Source organism: Qipengyuania flavescens (assembly GCF_029688735.1).
Lineage (GTDB): Bacteria > Pseudomonadota > Alphaproteobacteria > Sphingomonadales > Sphingomonadaceae > Qipengyuania.
Genome location: NZ_JARULD010000001.1, coordinates 313,380 through 331,003 on the forward strand (window position 1 = coordinate 313,380; position 17,624 = coordinate 331,003).

The 17,624-nt window shown below is 63.6% G+C and carries 14 protein-coding genes; 13 read left to right on the forward strand and 1 reads right to left on the reverse strand.

All coding sequences use genetic code 11. From position 1 onward, the window contains the following. The first annotated feature begins 6 nt into the window (after positions 1-6). Together P8R33_RS01615 and P8R33_RS01620 are read left to right on the forward strand one after the other, a co-directional pair. A complete protein-coding gene (locus P8R33_RS01615) occupies positions 7-819 on the forward strand; it encodes an SDR family NAD(P)-dependent oxidoreductase (protein WP_278327242.1) in 813 nt (270 codons plus the stop codon). Continuing rightward, positions 819-1,727, forward strand: a complete 909-nt coding sequence (locus P8R33_RS01620) for an alpha/beta fold hydrolase (protein WP_278327243.1) — start codon at positions 819-821, stop codon at positions 1,725-1,727. Before P8R33_RS01615 ends, P8R33_RS01620 begins: the two co-directional genes overlap by 1 nt. Here the strand turns inward: P8R33_RS01620 and P8R33_RS01625 are convergent. Beyond that, positions 1,724-2,788 carry a DUF2332 domain-containing protein gene (locus P8R33_RS01625; protein ID WP_278327244.1) on the reverse strand — a complete coding sequence of 355 codons (1,065 nt, stop codon included), beginning with the start codon at positions 2,786-2,788 and terminating at the stop codon, positions 1,724-1,726. The two genes, P8R33_RS01620 and P8R33_RS01625, sit on opposite strands and share 4 nt — an antisense overlap. 41 nt (positions 2,789-2,829) lie before the next feature. Between P8R33_RS01625 and hisG the strand changes: the two genes are divergently transcribed. From hisG to P8R33_RS01680, 11 genes are all read left to right on the forward strand, one after another. Further along, entirely contained in the window at positions 2,830-3,486 is a 657-nt protein-coding gene (gene hisG, locus P8R33_RS01630; protein ID WP_278327245.1) for an ATP phosphoribosyltransferase, read from the forward strand. Next, positions 3,486-4,778 carry a histidinol dehydrogenase gene (gene hisD, locus P8R33_RS01635; RefSeq protein ID WP_278327246.1) on the forward strand — a complete coding sequence of 431 codons (1,293 nt, stop codon included), beginning with the start codon at positions 3,486-3,488 and terminating at the stop codon, positions 4,776-4,778. The genes hisG and hisD overlap by 1 nt, the downstream gene beginning before the upstream one ends. Next, positions 4,775-5,227: a transcription antitermination factor NusB gene (nusB, locus tag P8R33_RS01640; protein WP_278327247.1), complete on the forward strand. Its 453-nt coding sequence runs from the start codon at positions 4,775-4,777 to the stop codon at positions 5,225-5,227. The genes hisD and nusB overlap by 4 nt, the downstream gene beginning before the upstream one ends. 61 nt (positions 5,228-5,288) lie before the next feature. Next, positions 5,289-5,789: a tetratricopeptide repeat protein gene (locus tag P8R33_RS01645; protein WP_278327248.1), complete on the forward strand. Its 501-nt coding sequence runs from the start codon at positions 5,289-5,291 to the stop codon at positions 5,787-5,789. A 53-nt stretch (positions 5,790-5,842) separates the two neighbouring features. Beyond that, complete coding sequence (gene thiL / locus P8R33_RS01650; RefSeq protein ID WP_278327249.1) at positions 5,843-6,700, forward strand: thiamine-phosphate kinase; 858 nt, start codon at positions 5,843-5,845, stop codon at positions 6,698-6,700. Positions 6,701-6,851: 151 nt separating this feature from the next. Continuing rightward, positions 6,852-9,008 (forward strand): sodium-translocating pyrophosphatase, encoded by a 2,157-nt coding sequence (locus P8R33_RS01655; RefSeq protein ID WP_278327250.1) that lies wholly within the window; start codon positions 6,852-6,854, stop codon positions 9,006-9,008. A 181-nt stretch (positions 9,009-9,189) separates the two neighbouring features. Beyond that, on the forward strand, positions 9,190-11,256 hold the full coding sequence (locus tag P8R33_RS01660; protein WP_278327251.1) for an alpha/beta hydrolase family protein: 2,067 nt from the start codon (positions 9,190-9,192) through the stop codon (positions 11,254-11,256). A gap of 180 nt (positions 11,257-11,436) precedes the next feature. Beyond that, entirely contained in the window at positions 11,437-12,606 is a 1,170-nt protein-coding gene (locus P8R33_RS01665) for a GNAT family N-acetyltransferase (protein ID WP_278327252.1), read from the forward strand. Further along, positions 12,603-13,478, forward strand: a complete 876-nt coding sequence (locus tag P8R33_RS01670; RefSeq protein ID WP_278327253.1) for a cupin domain-containing protein — start codon at positions 12,603-12,605, stop codon at positions 13,476-13,478. Before P8R33_RS01665 ends, P8R33_RS01670 begins: the two co-directional genes overlap by 4 nt. Before the next feature lie 21 nt (positions 13,479-13,499). After that, the gene (locus tag P8R33_RS01675; RefSeq protein ID WP_278327254.1) at positions 13,500-14,402 is read left to right on the forward strand and encodes an acyl-CoA thioesterase; all 903 of its coding nucleotides are present in this window, start codon (positions 13,500-13,502) and stop codon (positions 14,400-14,402) included. 328 nt (positions 14,403-14,730) lie between these two features. Then, positions 14,731-17,613 (forward strand): DUF8508 domain-containing protein, encoded by a 2,883-nt coding sequence (locus tag P8R33_RS01680; RefSeq protein WP_278327255.1) that lies wholly within the window; start codon positions 14,731-14,733, stop codon positions 17,611-17,613. The last annotated feature ends 11 nt before the right edge of the window (positions 17,614-17,624 follow it).

A 17,624-nucleotide genomic window follows, 5' to 3' on the forward strand; every position in this document is an offset into this window, starting at 1 on the left:
GATTATATGAACTTCGAAGGCAAGACCGCCTGGATCACGGGCGCGAGCAGCGGCATCGGCGCAGCACTGGCGCGCGAATGGGGACACCGGGGCGCGCGGGTTATTCTCTCGGGTCGCGACGAGGCGCGGCTGGCCGAGGTCGCGGACAGCATCTCTACCGAGACGCTCATTCTGCCCTTCGACGTGCGCGACGATGACGCCATGAAGGACGCGACCGACAAAGCTGCAGCCTGGAACGGCGTCGATATCTTCGTGGCAAATGCCGGCGTGTCCCAGCGCAGCGCGGCAGTCGACACCGACATGCAGGTCTATCGCGAGATCATCGACATCGACCTCACGGCGCAGATTGCCGCGACACAGGCACTGCTGCCGCATGTGACCGAGCGCGGCAGCGGGCACCTGCTGTTCATCAGTTCGATCGCCGGCAAGGTCGGCGTGCCGATGCGAACGGCCTATTGCGCGGCGAAATTCGGGCTTGCGGGATATGCGGACGCGCTGCGCGCCGAACTCTCGCAGAGCGATGTGCAGGTCCATGTCATCTACCCCGGATCGGTTGCCACCGATGTCAGCCGCAATGCCCTCACCTCAGACGGCAGCAAGCGCGGGCGCTCGGATTCGGTGATCGACAACGGCATTCCGCCGGGCGAGGCCGCAAAGTGGATCGTCGATGCCGTAGCCAAGGGCGAGCGCGAAGTGATCGTGGCACAGGGCATGGAACAGGCGATGGGCGAGGCGCGCCGTACCCCGGAGCAGTTGCTCGACCAGGTCGCGGCAATGGTTGCGAGCGGCTACATGGAAAAGATGAAGGCCGAGGGCTGATGACCGGGCTGGAGCAGAAGCGCGTCACACTTGCCAACGGAATCGAGCTGGACGTCGTCGATAAGGGGCCACGCGACGCCCCGGCGCTGATCTTCCTCCACGGCTTTCCCGAAAGCCATCGAACCTGGCGCAACCAGATCCCGGCATTCTCCGACCGCTATCGCTGCATCGCGCCCGATCAGCGTGGCTATCGTGGTTCGTCCAAACCGCAGGAAGTCGAGGCCTACACACCGGACAAGCTGATCGGTGACGTCTTCGCGCTCGCCGATGTGATGGAGATCGACCGCTTCACCATCGTCGGCCACGATTGGGGCGGCGCGATCGCCTGGGGCGTCGCCTATGCCGGGATGATGAACGGCCGCGTGACGCGCGCGGCAATCGCCAATGCACCGCATCCCGTGCTGTTTCCGAAACTGCTCTACACTAACCGGGCACAGCGGGAGGCCAGCCAGTATTTCTCGACGTTCCGCGACACAGCCAACGATCCGCTGATCCGCGAGCATGGCCTCCTCCCCGTCCTGATGAAGGCTTTCGAAGGCCGCGAGGTCGCCTCCACCATGGAGCCCGAAGAGCAGGCCCGGCTGCTACAGGACTGGTCCGATCCCGATGCGGCGATGGGGATGCTGAATTATTATCGCGCTAGTCCGATGGAGGTCCTCCCGCTCGATGCCCCATACGAGCTACCAGCAGACTACCAGCCCTTCCCCCTGGCCAAGCTGACGATTCCCACGCTGGTCATCTGGGCGATGGACGATCAGGCACTGCCGCCCGCTAATCTCGACGATCTCGATACCGTCATCGACAATCCCGAGATCGTCCGCATTCCGGACTGCGGCCATTTCGTACAGTGGGAAGCGCCCGAGGCCTATAATCGGGCGCTGGCCGAGTTTCTCGAACGGACCGACTAGCCGAGCCACTCCACCCATTCGCCATGCGCATGGGCATTGGCGAGATGAATTGCCTCCTCGCCACCGGGCCAGTAACGCACATGCAACTCATGCGCGAAAGTCTCGCGATTTGTTTCGAGCGACAGCCAGGCGAGCGGGCGGTCGGCGTCGGCAGCAGCTCCTGCTTGTTCCATCGCAGCAGTGATCCGCTCTTGCGTGAAATCGGGCAGATATTGCCACATGATCGAATGCGTCAGCACGCGAGTGACGCCCTCGTCCTGCGGCTTGGTCAGCTCCTGCTCGACCCAGTCGCCCGCGTCCATCCGCTCGATCTCCGGCGACATTCGCTCGGCCAGGGCAATGGCGGTATCGATCCGCGCCATGCGCTGGAACGCCTCGGGCCAGACGTAGCTCTTGAGGCGCAGCGCCTGCGCTTCGTCAGAGAGATCGACTGGAGCGATATCGCTGCCGCGCGCATCGACGAATGCAGGCTCGCTCTCCGGCGGCGGCGATCCGCGCCAGTCCGGCTCGATGACCATCCTGCTCGCCGAAGGCCCCACCCGAACACCGCCGAGATCGTAGCGATAGCGCCCCATCATTGTGTTGATGCCCGCGCTCGCGCCGATCTCCAGCAGCTCGAATTGCGGCGCGACCCGGCCATCGGTCAGCCACAGCAGCCCCGCCATCAGGCTCGCAGAACGGCCCGCCTCGTTCGTCTGCGGCGGCCCGTCCAGCCACGGCATCAGCCGCGCATCGTAAGTCTCGACCAGTTCGCGCACCAGCGTATCGACCTGCCCCTGGTCGCTCATCCGACCAGCATAGACATCCTCGAGCCGCGGCTCCTCGCCCGTCAGCAGGAGGTTGTGAATGCCGCCCGCGATCCGCAGCGGCATGGCGTCGCGCAGGCTCAGCCCTTGCCAGCCGTTAATACGGCGCGCGGTCGCAGCCTGGCTGTCCTCCAGCGCGAGCAGGGCGCGGACGATCCGCGCCGTTCCGGGGGCACCGTTCTTTTCCGCATGTTCGGCCTGCCACGCAATCGCTTGCGGAACCGAAACGATATCCATGACCGCCTGGTCTGCCATTCGTGTTGCCCTTTGTCCCTTCGCTGCCTATCTGCGCGGCCATGAGCGACAGCCTGACCTTTGCCGTGCCCAAGGGGCGGATACTCGACGAGGCCCTGCCCGTCATGGCGCGCGCCGGCGTGGTGCCCGAAGAGGCGTTCCACGACAAGGCCAACCGCTCGCTCACCTTCGGCACGACCCGCGACGACATGCGCCTGATCCGCGTGCGCGCCTTCGATGTGGCGACGTTCGTGGCGCATGGCGCGGCGCAGATGGGCATCGTCGGCTCCGACGTGATCGAGGAATTCGACTACGCCGATCTCTATGCGCCGGTCGATCTCGACATCGGTCACTGCCATTTGGCGGTTGCCGAGCCGAAGGAAGGTGCGGCAAGTGTCGACGGGGCCAGCCACGTTAGGGTCGCGACGAAATATCCCAACCTTACCCGTCGCTTTTTCGAGCGACAGGGAGTGCAGGCCGAATGCGTCAAGCTCAACGGCGCGATGGAAATCGCCCCGTGGCTCGGCCTCTGCGGCCGGATCGTCGACCTCGTCTCGTCGGGCCAGACGCTCAAGGAGAACGGGCTGGTCGAGACCGGGCACATCATCGACATCACCGCCCGCCTTATCGTCAATCGCGCCGCGCTCAAGACCGACCCGCGGGTCGCCGCACTTGTCGAGGCATTTCGCCGCGACGCCAGCGAGCGCAAGGCCGCCTGATGCAGTTGCTCCGCACCTCCGACGCCGATTTCGAGGCGAAGTTCGACAAGGTCGTGCGCGACCGGCGCGAGAGCGACAGCAACGTCGCCCGCGATGTCGCGAATATCCTCAACGAAGTGAAAGAACGCGGCGATGCGGCGCTGGTGGATTATACCGCCCGCTTCGACCAGCACCGGTTGACCAGCGATAGCGACTGGCGCATTTCCACCGAGGATTGCAAGGCGGCCTACGACGCGCTCGATGGCGAGCTGCGCGACGCGCTCGAACTCGCAGCCGATCGCATCCGTGCCTATCACGAAAGCCAGCTGCCCGAAGACCGCGACTATACCGACGACATCGGCATGCGCCTCGGCGCGCGCTGGTTGCCGGTCGATGCCGCGGGGCTTTACGTGCCGGGCGGCCGCGCGGCTTATCCATCCTCGCTGCTGATGAATGCCGTTCCTGCGAAGGTCGCGGGAGTGGAGCGGCTCGTGGTCGTCACGCCGACACCCAAGGGCGAGAGCAATACGCTTGTTCTTGCCGCAGCCCATATCGCGGGCGTGGACGAGGTCTGGCGCGTCGGCGGCGCGCAGGCCGTGGGCGCCCTCGCCTACGGCACGCAACGCATCGGCAAGGTCGATGTCATCACCGGTCCCGGCAATGCCTGGGTCGCGGAAGCCAAGCGCCAGCTCTTCGGCGTTGTCGGCATCGACATGGTCGCAGGTCCAAGCGAGATCCTCGTCATCGCCGACAAGGACAACGACCCGGACTGGATCGCCGCCGACCTGCTGAGCCAGGCGGAGCACGATCCGACCAGCCAGTCGATCCTCATCACCGACGACGCGCCGCTCGCAGGCATGGTCCGCGACAGTATCGACCGCGCGCTCCTCTCGCTACCCACCGGCAAGACCGCGCGCGCCAGCTGGGATGCGCATGGTCTGATCGTCATCGTCGACAGTCTCGATCAGGCCCCTGCCCTCGCCGATCGCCTCGCCGCCGAGCATGCGGAACTGATGGTCGCCGATCCGCAGGCGATGTTCGACAAGCTGCGGCATGCCGGCAGCGTCTTCCTCGGCAAGCATACACCCGAAGCGGTCGGCGATTATGTCGCCGGCCCCAACCACGTCCTTCCCACCGGGCGCCGCGCGCGATTTGCCAGCGGGCTGTCGGTGCTCGACTTCATGAAGCGCACCAGCTTCATCGACGCCTCCGACGCGGCGCTGGCCGCCATCGGCCCCGCCGCCGTCAAGCTGGCCGAGGCCGAAGGCCTGCCAGCGCACGGCCTTTCGATTTCCGTGAGACTGAACAAGTGACCCAGACCAAACGCAGCCAGGCCCGCAGCGCCGCCCGCCTCGGCGCCGTGCAGGCGCTCTACCAGCAGCAGATGGAGGGCACGAAGCTCGCCAAGCTGCTCGACGAGTTTCACCAGCACCGCCTCGGCCGCGTGATCGAAGACGACGAGTACGCCGAGGCGGACGTCGACTTCTTCGACGATGTCGTGGCCGGTGTGGATGCGCGGCGCGAGGAGGTCGACGGTTTGCTGACCGCCCGCCTCGCGCAAGGCTGGACGCTGGCGCGGCTCGACAAGACCATGCTCCAGATCCTGCGGGCCGGAACCTACGAACTGCTCGCCCGGCAGGATGTCGGCAAGGCTGTGTCGATCAGCGAATATGTCGACGTCGCCAAAGCCTTCTTCGACGACCGCGAGGCGAAGTTCGTGAACGGCATCCTCGATGCGGTTGCAAAAGAGGTCGGGCGCTAAATCTTGCTTTCAGTTCCGTTCCGTGGTCCCATTGCTTGGATCGCATTAACGAGGTGACCCGATGTTGAGAGCAGTCGCATTCCTTGCAGCATTCAGCGTTGCCTTTCTGCCGGACACCGGTTGGGGAAACACGCATTCGTCGAATGAAACCTCGACCATCTCGAATATTCGGCCGGGTAATGCCACAGAGCGTTACTCCTCGGACTCGTCGCTGCGACACAATATCGAAGCATGGTTGAGGCAAGGCGATTTCGACATTGCCATTCCTTCACTTCGCTCGCTGGCAGAAACTGGCGACACATGGGCGATGCGCGAGCTCGGCTGGCTGTCCGCCAATGGCAAAGGCGTAGCATATTCGCCTGCCGCTGCGATCGACTGGTTCACCAAAGCAGCAAATCGTGGCGACCACCGCTCGATGCTGCTTCTCGGCACCGCTTATGCTCGCGGGATCGGAGTGAAGGAGGACGGGAACATGGCTCGCAAATGGTTGCGCTTGGCAAGTGAATCCAACGAGTTGGACGTGGCAAGTCCCGCCATCGACGAGTTGAGAAGACTCCGTTGACCTCGCCCTGGCGAGCACTTTTAGCGAACGCCAAGCGCTGATTTCCAATAGAGATGTCAGCGGAAAACACCTTCATCGCCTCGCTTCGCGCATTGGCGAAAGCGCCCGAAGCTCGCGGTCTGGATGACGATGCTGCAGTCATCGAGTTCGGCAAGCAAACGCTTGTCATCACGCACGACACGATTGTCGAAGGCGTCCATGTGCGCGATACCGACGATCCGGCCGATATTGCGTGGAAGCTCATTGCGGTAAATCTCTCGGATCTTGCCGCAAAGGGCGCGCGCCCTTTGGGCGTCCTCGTATCGCACATGCTCGGCGAGGACGACGATCGCTTCGTTCTGGGACTGAGCGAAGTCCTTGCACATCACGACGTCTCCCTCTTCGGCGGCGATACCGTTGGCGGTACGGGAAGACGTGTGTGGGGCTGCACCGCGATTGGCAGTGCCGCCCACTGCCCAGTACCCGACAGGCGCGGTGCCAGGCCAAGCGATGCAATTTTCATTACGGGCGCACTCGGGAAAGCTATGCTCGGGTTCGAAGGTTTTGGAGGGTTCGAACACGCCTATCTCCGCCCGAAGCCATTGCTTGAGGAAGGTATCGCCCTCGCCCCGCATGTGAGCGCCATGATGGACGTGAGCGACGGCTTGCTACTGGACGCCGAGCGGATGTCCCGCGCCAGCCGTACGACGTTTGCCTTGGATAGCGCTCGCATCCCGGTCGCGGACAATGCTCGCTTCGAAGACTGCATACGCTGGGGCGACGACTACCAACTGCTCTTCACCGCATCTCCCGAAACCGCATTGCCCATCGCCGCCACGCGTATCGGGTCGGTTTTGGACAAGGGTTCGACACCCCTCCTGCTCGACGGTTTACCGCCCGATCCAAATCGGCCGCTCGGCTACCAGCATTAGAGACTTGCACGACCGGTAATCGACAGGCGCGGATTGCTGCGCTTTTCGGCCTTGTCACGCAAGACATGGCCCGTATACCTCTGCCTACAACCGCCCGCATTTCAAACGACGGGCGTCACAAGACATAAACAATCGGGAGGGGGAATTTTCCGTGGACCTAGTTCTCATATCGATCGGGTTGGGACTGCTTGCCGTCATTTACGGCTTCGTTACCAGCCGCCAGGTGCTCCGTTCGGGTGCCGGCAATGAAAAAATGCAGGAAATCGCCGGCGCCATCCAGGAGGGCGCGCAAGCCTATCTGAAGCGCCAGTACACAACCATCGGCATGGTCGGCGTGGTCGTCGCCGTGCTGGTGTTCGTGTTCCTCGGCCTGATGCCGGCGATCGGCTTCGTCATCGGTGCGGTGCTGTCGGGCGTTGCCGGCTTTATCGGGATGAATATCTCGGTGCGCTCCAATGTCCGCACTGCAGCAGCCGCGCAAAGCGGCTTGCAGCAGGGGCTGACGCTGGCGTTCCGCGCAGGTGCGATTACCGGCATGCTCGTTGCAGGCCTCGCCCTGCTCTCGATCGCGGTTTTCTTCTGGTATCTCGTCGGTCCGGCAGGCTTTGCTCCCGATAGCGACGAAGTGGTCTACGGCCTCGTTGGCCTTGCCTTCGGTGCCTCGCTGATCTCCATCTTCGCGCGTCTGGGCGGCGGTATCTTCACCAAGGCTGCCGACGTCGGTGCCGACCTCGTCGGCAAGGTCGAGGCGGGCATTCCCGAAGACGATCCGCGCAACCCCGCCGTGATTGCCGACAACGTGGGCGACAATGTCGGCGACTGCGCCGGCATGGCCGCCGATTTGTTCGAGACATATGTCGTCACCGTCGGTGTGACCATGGTGCTCACCGCGTTGCTGTTCAGCGATGTGCTGGGCGACCTGCTCTTGCCGATGATGGCGCTACCGCTGCTGATCGGCGGTGCGTGCATCCTGACGAGCATCGTCGGCACATATTTCGTGAAGCTCTCCAAGGGCGGCACGAATGTGATGGGCGCGATGTACAAAGGCTTCATCGTTTCCGCCGTGCTGGCGATCCCGCTGATCTACCTCGTCATCAGCTTCGCGCTAGGCGGGATCGGCACCGAAATCGGCGGTGCGGTGGCAGGCGTCGATCAGGGCGCTCCGCTGGCCGAGGAAGGCACGGCAGAGCAGGTCACTGCCTTCACCGGCATGGACCTGTTCATCTGCTCGGTGATCGGCCTGGCAATTACCGGCCTCATAATCTGGATCACCGAGTATTATACGGGCACCAACTACCGTCCGGTGCGCTCGATCGCCAAGAGCTCGGAAACGGGCCACGGCACCAATGTGATCCAGGGCCTCGCGATCAGCCTTGAATCGACTGCCCTGCCCACGCTTGTAATCGTGGCCGGCATCATCGCCACCTTCCAGCTCGCCGGACTCATGGGCATCGCCTATGCGGCCACCGCCATGCTGGCGCTGGCGGGCATGGTCGTGGCGCTCGACGCCTATGGCCCGGTGACGGACAATGCAGGCGGCATCGCCGAAATGGCCGGTCTTGACGACAGCGTTCGCGAGAAGACCGACATGCTCGACGCGGTCGGGAACACCACCAAGGCCGTGACCAAGGGCTACGCGATCGGTTCGGCGGGCCTCGGCGCGCTGGTGCTGTTCGCCGCCTACACGACCGACTTGGCGAAACTGTTCCCCGAGGCGGACGTCGATTTCAGCCTCGAGAACCCTTACGTCATCGTCGGCCTGCTGCTCGGCGCGGTGCTGCCGTATCTGTTCGGCGCCATGGGCATGACCGCCGTTGGCCGCGCAGCCGGTGACGTGGTGGTCGACGTGCGCGAACAGTTCGCCAACGACAAGGGCATCATGGCTGGCACCAGCAAGCCGAACTACGCCCGTACGGTGGACCTCGTGACGAAGGCTGCGATCAAGGAAATGATCCTGCCGTCGATGCTGCCCCTGCTGGCACCGATCGTGGTCTATTTCGCGATCCTGTTCCTGGCCGGCCAGGAGAACGCCTTTGCCGCCGTCGGGGCCCTGCTCCTCGGCGTGATTATCGGCGGTATCTTCGTGGCGCTGTCCATGACTGCCGGCGGCGGCGCATGGGACAATGCGAAGAAATACATCGAAGACGGAAACCACGGTGGCAAGGGCTCCGAAGCCCACAAGGCTGCCGTGACCGGAGATACTGTGGGCGATCCTTACAAGGACACCGCGGGCCCGGCCGTGAACCCGATGATCAAGATCACCAACATCGTCGCTTTGCTGCTGCTGGCAGCGCTCGCGGCAGGCTAATCACCTCCAATCTTCGTGGGAAAAGACCCCGTCCGGAGCGATCCGGGCGGGGTTTTCACTTGAAGTTCAGCCGCCGAATTGCATTATAGATAGTGGACAGGGGCGATCATTTCACGATCGAGCGAGGGGTTTGCTCAGGATCTCTGTCCTTGGGACTCACTTAGGGACGCAGGACTGCATCATGATTATTGCCAAGCTCGCTCTGCGCGCGTCGAGCGCCGTAGCGCTCGCGCTCGCCACCACTTCCATCGCGGTCGCACCGCAGGCCGCCGCTCAGGAAGCGGCTCCGCAGGTACCCGAACTCGTCGACGGTCGCATTCCGGTCGCCGAGTTCGTCAAGCAGGCTAATATGAGCGGCACGCGCATTTCGCCCGACGGCCGCCATCTGGCCTATCGTACCGGACAGGGTGGTCGTGAAGTCCTCGTGCTTCTCGATCTGGAGAACCTCGGCACCCCGCCGAAGCTGATCCTCGCCTCCGAAGAAGCGCGCGAGGCCGGCGAGCGGACGATGACCAGCTTCCGCTGGGTCGGCAACGATCACGTCGTCATGACGGTCATCAGCCGTGAAAACATGAACGGTCAATTGGCCGATTTCCGCCGCCTGGTCGCCTACGATATCAATAGCGGTGAAATGGTGCAGCAAGCCTGGCGCGACGCCGGCTTCGATGCAGGCCAGATACTGAACATCAATCACGATAACGGGACCTATCTGCTCCAGCGCGACAGCGTGGCCACCAGCACCGAGCGCTGGGGCATCCCCGAAGTCGTCGAAGTCGATGTGTCCGATGGCAGCTACAAAACCGTCCAGCGCACCAACCCGGTCGTCAGGGGCTGGGTGGCCGATGGCAATGGCATGGTCCGCGCCGGCTTCAACAGCGATAGCAAGAACGGCAAAGTGCGCATGCTCTACCGTTCGGAAAACGACGCGAATTTCAAAACCGTTTACAACGAGGCGGACGCCAGCTTCACCGGTACGCTGCCTAGCCCGCGCATGTTCATTCCCGGGACGGACGACGCGTATGTGATCAGCCGCGAGGATGGTTACGACAAGCTCTACCGCATGAACATGAACACCATGCAGCTTGGCGAGCCGATTTTCGAAGTCGAAGGCTACGACCTGCAGGGCATCATTACCAATCAGGACAACACCAAGGTCGTCGGTTACTACACCTTCGATGGCACCATGCGCCGCGTCTTTACCGATCCGACCCTGAAAGCGATCAAGGGCGGGCTGGAAGAGGTCTTTGGTCAGGACGAAGCGGTAATCGTCGATTACACGGACGATTTCAGCAAGGTCATCGTATACGGCGGCGGAATGCGGCGCGAAGGCGGCTACTATCTTTACGACACGCAGTCGGGTTCGCTGCGACTGTTGAACTGGACGCGGACCGCGCTCAAGGACGCGCCGCTCAATCCGGTCAAGGCGGAATGGTATACCGCCAGCGACGGTACCCGGATCCAGGCGATCGTGACCTATCCGCGCCATCGCATGGGCGAGAAGAACCTCCCCGTCGTGGTCATGCCCCATGGCGGCCCCTTCGGTGTGCAATCGGCCACAAACAGCACGGAGCCGTGGAACCAGCCGCTCGCCGAACAGGGCTATGTCGTCATTCAGCCGAACTATCGCGGCTCGGGCGGCTATGGCCGCGCTTTTGAAGAGATGGGCCGTGAGCCGGGCGGCTATGGCAAGCGTATGCAGGACGATCTCAACGACATCCTCACTGCCTATGGCGAGAAGGGCGTGATCGATCCGAACCGGGCCTGCATCATGGGCTGGTCCTATGGCGGCTATGCGGCCGCTCGCGGTGCCCAGCGCGATCCGAACGTCTGGAAATGCGCGATCGCCGGGGCCGGCGTCTACGACATGCCGCTGATGAACAAGTGGGACGCGCGGAACCTTGGCCGCTTCAACAGTGGCTTCCAAGCAACGTCCGAGGATCCCGAGGGCATTTCGTCCGCACGCAATACCGATGGCCCCTGGGCCCCGATCCTGATCGTGGCGGCAAAGCGCGACGCGCGAATCCCGATGGAACAGTCCGACACCCTGGTCGACAATCTGAAGAAGTCGGGGAAGGTCGAAGGCCGGGATTTCCGCTACATCGTACAGGAACAGGGGACCCACAACCTCCCCTATGACGACGTGCACATCCAGTGGATCGAAGAAGCCTACGCCTGGCTGGAGAAGTATAATCCGGCGTACATCCCCTCCGACGGGGACAGCGCACCGGCACTCGTCAGTTTCGACTGATCCGAAAAATCGGTAACTACGTTTGCCCCGTCCGGAGCGATCCGGGCGGGGCTTTCATATTCACCAGCGAGTTTGCCCCGTTGCGGTACGCTCCGAGTTCGCAAGCTGCATCTTAACTCCTCCCCTGATATGAACGGCCATCGACAAGCGGTCGCATGCGTGTCGAGGGAGGCGAAAACGATGCACAGGGGCGGCCTCGCACAGGCGAGCAAGCTCGGCACGATGCCGAGAGCCGCATCGTGCGGTCTTCCCGATCGGTTTCATCTGCTCGATTGGCGAAACGTGGATCTGGACGGGCTCCAGGCATCCTGGAGCCGGCTCGCCGACCATGCTTCCACTCCGAACGCGTTCTTTGAAGCGGGTTTCCTCGTGCCATCGCTCTCCATTTTCGATCCGGAGGGAGAGGTTTCGCTCGCCCTGCTGGTCGACGGCGGTCAACTTCGCGCGGTGATGCCGTCCACCTCGACAAGCGACTACCACGGTCGCCGACTTCCGCATTGTGCAAACTGGCTCCACGCCAATATGTTCTGCGGCGTTCCGCTCGTCGAAGCGGGCTATGAGGAGGCCTTCTGGACCGCCTATCTGGCAACCTGCGACCGGCAAGCTGGCACGTCGTGGTTCGCGCATTTCTCGCACCTGCCTGCCGACTGCGCGGTGACTCGCGCACTTCAGAAAGTCAGCCTTTCGCAGCATCGCCAAATGCAGATCGTGCACCGTGAGAGTCGGGCTGTTCTCAATCGCGGGAGCACGCCTGAAGCCCATCTGGCGCATGCCATGACGCCGAAAGCCCGCAAAGAGCTCCGTCGCCAGCGAAGGCGCCTAGAAGAGCTCGGCACAGTCGAAACCGTACGGTCGCGAGCGCAGGAAGGCCTGCAACGCTGGACCGAGGACTTTCTCTTGCTCGAGACCAAGGGCTGGAAAGGCGACAGCTGCTCCTCGCTGGCCTCGGACACTCACACGACCGCGCTGTTCATTCAGGCGCTCACCCGTGCTGCGGAGCTGGGCCGGCTCGAGCGCCTGTCGCTGACACTCGACGGCAAACCGATTGCAATGCTGGCCACTTTCCTCGCACATCCCGGCAGCTTCTCCTTCAAGACCGCGTTCGACGAAGAGTACGCGCGGTATTCGCCCGGCATGCAGCTCCAGGTCGAGAACCTGGCCCTGCTGGACGATCCGGAGCTCGCCTGGTGCGACAGCTGCGCAGCACCGGATCACCCGATGATAGAGCGGATCTGGCGAGACAAGCGCGAGATGGTCTCAATCACGGTCGAGGCCGGTCGCAGCTGGCGGCGACAATTGGGCAAGCTGTGGGCGCGGATCGAGGCTTGGCGGATGGAGCAGCGCCGGTGACGGTCCACGACCCCGATCTCGCGCATCAGCAAACGACGCAGGTCTTTCCCCAGGATACTCTGGCGACCTTCGCCGCCAACTATCCCGAGACCCCGCACACCCTCGCCCACCGCCTCCAGCTCGACGAGCGGCTGACGCTCGACGCGCTGACCTCGCTTGCCGGGCAGCTTCCCGACGCCAGCATCGAGTACAACCGCGGCAATCTTCCCGTCGGAGTCGACGGCAAGCCCGGCAGCAACGGCCTCACGATCGAGGAGACCATCCGCCACATCGCCACCAGCGACAGCTGGGCGGTGCTCAAGAACATCGAGCAGGTCCCCGAATACCGCGACCTGCTGATGGGCCTGCTGGAAGAGCTGCGCCCCGCCATCGAGGCGACGACCGGCCCGATGCTCACCCCGCAGGCCTTCGTCTTCATCTCCAGCCCCGACGCCGTCACGCCTTATCACTACGATCCGGAACACAACATTCTGCTCCAGCTGACCGGGTCCAAGACCATGACCCAGTTTCCCGCCGGCAACCCCCGCTTTGCGCCCGACACCTGCCACGAAAGCTACCACCGCGGCGGCGCGCGCGAACTGCCGTGGTCCGAAGACCTACTGGCCGGCGGCACCCCCTTCACCATCCACCCCGGCGAGGCGGTCTACGTCCCCGTCATGGCCCCGCATTTCGTCCGCAACGGGCCGGCGAGCTCTATTTCGCTCTCGATAACCTGGCGCAGCGGCTGGAGTTATGCCGAGGCCGAAACGCGTTGCTTCAACGCCGCGCTGCGCCGCATCGGCCTCAGCCCCCGCGCGCCCGGCCGGTGGCCCGCCGCCAACCGCGCCAAGTCGACCGGCTGGCGCATCATCCGCCGCTTGACGCGAGCGTAAGGTCCCCGCAAAGCCATGCGGGTGAGCGACACCCAGACCCCCGAGCAACTCGTCGCAGGCCTCGTCCGCCTGCTCACCGTCACCCGCGATGGCGAGGACGCGTTCAGCGCTCCGCAGCAGCCCGGCGGCGTCGGCCGCGTGTTCGGCGGCCAGGTCATCGCCCAGGCGCTGCAGGCCGCGCAAGCCACCGCGCCCGAGGGATTGGAGGCCCACTCGCTCCACGCCTACTTCCTGCGCGGCGGCAAGGAAGGCGTCGACATCGCCTATGCCACCGCGCGCGACTTCGACGGGCGCAGCTTCGCCAACCGCCGCGTGGTCGCCTCGCAGGAAGGCAAGCCGATCCTCAATCTCACCGCCAGCTTCCAGCGGCCCGAGGACGGCCTTGCCCACGACGACACCACCATGCCCGACGTGTTGCCGCCCGAAGAGCTCAAGCCCGACATGGAGCAGCGCCGCGCCATGGTGGAGCGGATGGGCGACCGCATGAGCGAGGACCAGCGCAAGTTCGTCCTGCGCCCGCGCCCGATCGACATGCGCACCAACGACAAGCTGCACTGGATGAACAGCGAACCGCGCCCGCCGCGCGCGCACAGCTGGTTCCGCACCTGCGCGCCCCTGCCCGACGATGCGGCGCTGCACCGCGCGGTGATCGCCTATGCCAGCGACTACACGCTGCTCGGCACCAGCGCCTTGCCCCATGGCCTCAGCTGGATGCGCGGCGAGCTGGTCGGCGCCAGCCTCGACCATGCGATCTGGTTCCACCGCCCGGCACGCGCGGACGAATGGCTCCTCTACGCCACCGACGCCCCGTGGAGCGGATCGGGCCGCGGCTACAACCGCGGCCGCATCTTCAACCGCGCCGGCGAGCTGGTAGCGAGCGTGGCACAGGAGGGGATGATGCGGAAGCGGGTGAAGAAGGCCTAGCCCCCGTGTAGGACGAATGTTGGACCGCCCGAGGGCGAGTACCCAAACATGGACCGCATGTTACACAGTCCAGGGCGGAAAAAACCTCAGGGTGCGCGAAAGGCATGCCGACGATGGGAAAGAGCGGCGCGGGGATAGCACTGGGCGAGGATGTAGGAAAACCGAGCAAATCGGCGCCCACGTGCAGGTACGAAAAATTAACCACACTCGCGCCTTAAATCTTAACCATCAAACCGTGAAATCCCTTGATTCTGCGGTTTTTGCGTAGTCCTTCGTTTACCTTTGCGTCGTAGAGCGGCAAGCCTGATCAACTATCCGGGCCCCGTCCATGTCGGAAATCGTAGCTTCGCGTTTTACCTATCTCGAGCGCACCACTTCGGCCTCTCGAACCTCGCCGATCGAGTCCGACGCCCCCGCTACATGGGGTGGCTATGACCTGATCGCGGCCGCCACGCTGCTCGGCAAACAGTCGGCCAGCCTCCAGGTGCCGACCCTTCCCTCTTTGGAAATTTACGAGATCCAAGGCGCAGGCCACGTATCTGCTCATGTGGGCGCGACGGTTTCGACCCAGGGTATCATCACCGCCATCGACCGCGGCGGCTTCTGGCTTCAATCGGCCGTGGGCGATGGCGACAGTGCCACCTCGGACGCAATCTTCGTTCGCCATTCTGTCGCCGGTGTAGCCGTCGGCGATGCGATCACGGTCACCGGAGTCGTGGGTGAGCAGGCGCGCGGTGCGGGCCTGACCATAACGGAGATTACCGCACAGACGGTCAATGTGCACAGCCACGGCAACGCTCTTCCCGAGGCAATCCTGATCGGTGTCAACGGCATTCTACCGCCGACCTCGGTCATCGAGGACGACTCGCTCGGTTCCTACGACCCGGAGACCGACGGCCTGGATTTCTGGGAATCGCTCGAAGGCATGGGCGTGACGCTGGAAACGCCGCAGGCGATTTCCAACACCAACAGCTATGGCGAGACCTACCTTGTCGCTTCGCATGGCGTCGGCGCGACCGGCATGACCATTCGCGGCGGACTTGCCATCGGCGAAGGCGACTGGAATCCCGAACAGATCCAGCTCGACGACCGGCTCTACGACCAGCCTTACCTGACCGTGGGAGATCAGCTGGCAAGCGTCACCGGCATCCTCGGCTATGGCTACAACCACTACGAGCTGGTTGCGACCGAGCGCGCCGTCGTTACGCGTGATGCCAGCCTCACTCGCGAGACCGCAGAATTCCGGGGCGATGCCAATCACCTGACCGTCGCGACCTACGATCTGTCGAACCTCGACCCCTACGATGCGCGCTTCGCTTCGGTCGCCAACGACATCGTAAACCGGCTGCAGTCCCCCGATGTCATCGCCGTCCAGCGCGTACAGGATGCCGATGGCCAAGGCACCGGAACCGATCTGTCGGGCCATGCGACCGCCGACCGCCTGATCGAAACGATCTTCCAGCAAACCGGCGTGCGATACGTCTATGTCGAGATCGCGCCGGACGAGATCAATTCGACCGCCGGGCAGGAAAACGGCAATGTCCGCAACGGCTATCTCTACCGGCCCGATCGCGTGGAACTGGTCGAAGGGAGCCTGCAGGTCATCGACCACGCCATCTTCGACGGCACGCGCAGCCCGCTAGTCGCGACCTGGAGCTTCAATGGCGAGGAAGTGACCACGATCAACGTCCACTTCACCACGCGATATGGCAGCGATCCGCTGTGGGGCGCGGTGCAGGATCCGTACCATGCGGGCACGATCATGCGGACCAACCAGATTGCTGCGGTGGACGAATATATCGAAGCGATGCTGGCAGCCGATCCGGACGCCAACGTCATGCTCACCGGTAGTTTCGGTGGTTATACGTGGGAAGCAGCGCAGCGGCAGCTGACGGACGACGGGTTGCTGACCAATCTTACGAACTGGCTCGATGCAGGCGACCGCTATACCTCCATCGTCGATGGCAATACGCAGCAATTGCACCACACGCTGCTGAGCGGTGGCCTGCTCTCACGCGGCGAGTACGATATCGTCCATCTCAACTCGGAGTTCGCCGGCCTCGGTCGCAACTCGGCCAACGATCCGCAAGTCACGCGGTTCTACATTCCGAATGCGCCGGATAACCTGCGCCTCGCGGGCAGCAGCGTGGTAGAGAATGCAGCCGCTGGTACGGTGGTCGGACGGCTCGTGGCCGACGATACACTCGGCGATCGGCTGACTTACGAACTGTTCGACGATGCAGGGGGCCTGTTCGCGATCAACGCAGCGACTGGCGTCATCACGACCACTGCTCCGCTGAATTTCGAAGAGCTGGCGCAGTACAGCCTCGAAGGCCGCGTGACGGACACGGCAGGTTTGACCACCTCGGGCAGCTTCACCGTGTCGGTGCTCGATGCCAACGAGGCACCAGTCGCGGCAAACGATAGCCTCTCGGTCGTCGAGGGCGGAGTCGCGAACGATCTTGCAGCATTGCTGCTCGGCAATGATGCGGATCCGGACGGCGGTGCCTTGCGTATCCTGTCGGTCGATACCGACGGAACGACCGGCAGGGTGGAATTCGATCCCGAGACCCAAAGCCTGCGCTATTTCGCGCGTGGCGGGGCGATCGACGAGCTCGCGCAGGGCGAAAGCCTGCTCGACACCTTTACCTATACCGTTGTCGACGCCAACGGCGCGACCCATACCGCACGCGTGACGATAACCGTCGATGGCGCGGTCGACGGGGTGACCCTGTATGGCGGGAACGGCAACGACGTGCTGCACGGCAGCGAAGGCGACGATTTTCTCTATGGCGGTAACGGCACCGACACGCTGATCGGCTACGGCGGAGACGACTGGCTAGAGGGTGGCCACGGCAACGACATCCTGACAGGCGGCGGAGGTTCGGATATTTTTGTGGTCGAAAAGGCCGGAGGCCACGACTTCGTCACGGATTTCGATATTCATGAGGACATGATCCACGACCGTGACGATCTGGGCCTGAAAGCCTGGTGGCTCGAGGATTACGACAACGACGGCACGCTCGACCTGACGCTGATGTTCGACAAGGGCGCGAAGATCACCCTCGCCAATGTCTGGGACATGGTTTTCCAGGGACAGGATGGCGCGGATGTCGATGCGCTGGTGAACCAGATCGTCTTCTACCACACGACCGATGCCGGCGTGGCCGGCTTCGACAATCTGGGTGCGGTCAACGAATTTACCGTCTGAGCGCGCTGCGC

What these genes read in the sequence shown, in the direction of transcription:
- thiL (WP_278327249.1), top strand. Translation starts at nt 5,843, where the DNA reads ATGTCAGCGGAAAACACCTTCATCGCCTCGCTTCGCGCATTGGCGAAA.
- P8R33_RS01660 (WP_278327251.1), top strand. Translation starts at nt 9,190, where the DNA reads ATGATTATTGCCAAGCTCGCTCTGCGCGCGTCGAGCGCCGTAGCGCTC.
- hisD (WP_278327246.1), top strand. Translation starts at nt 3,486, where the DNA reads ATGCAGTTGCTCCGCACCTCCGACGCCGATTTCGAGGCGAAGTTCGAC.
- P8R33_RS01645 (WP_278327248.1), top strand. Translation starts at nt 5,289, where the DNA reads ATGTTGAGAGCAGTCGCATTCCTTGCAGCATTCAGCGTTGCCTTTCTG.
- P8R33_RS01615 (WP_278327242.1), top strand. Translation starts at nt 7, where the DNA reads ATGAACTTCGAAGGCAAGACCGCCTGGATCACGGGCGCGAGCAGCGGC.
- hisG (WP_278327245.1), top strand. Translation starts at nt 2,830, where the DNA reads ATGAGCGACAGCCTGACCTTTGCCGTGCCCAAGGGGCGGATACTCGAC.
- P8R33_RS01665 (WP_278327252.1), top strand. Translation starts at nt 11,437, where the DNA reads ATGCACAGGGGCGGCCTCGCACAGGCGAGCAAGCTCGGCACGATGCCG.
- P8R33_RS01625 (WP_278327244.1), bottom strand. Translation starts at nt 2,788, where the DNA reads ATGGCAGACCAGGCGGTCATGGATATCGTTTCGGTTCCGCAAGCGATT.
- P8R33_RS01620 (WP_278327243.1), top strand. Translation starts at nt 819, where the DNA reads ATGACCGGGCTGGAGCAGAAGCGCGTCACACTTGCCAACGGAATCGAG.
- P8R33_RS01680 (WP_278327255.1), top strand. Translation starts at nt 14,731, where the DNA reads ATGTCGGAAATCGTAGCTTCGCGTTTTACCTATCTCGAGCGCACCACT.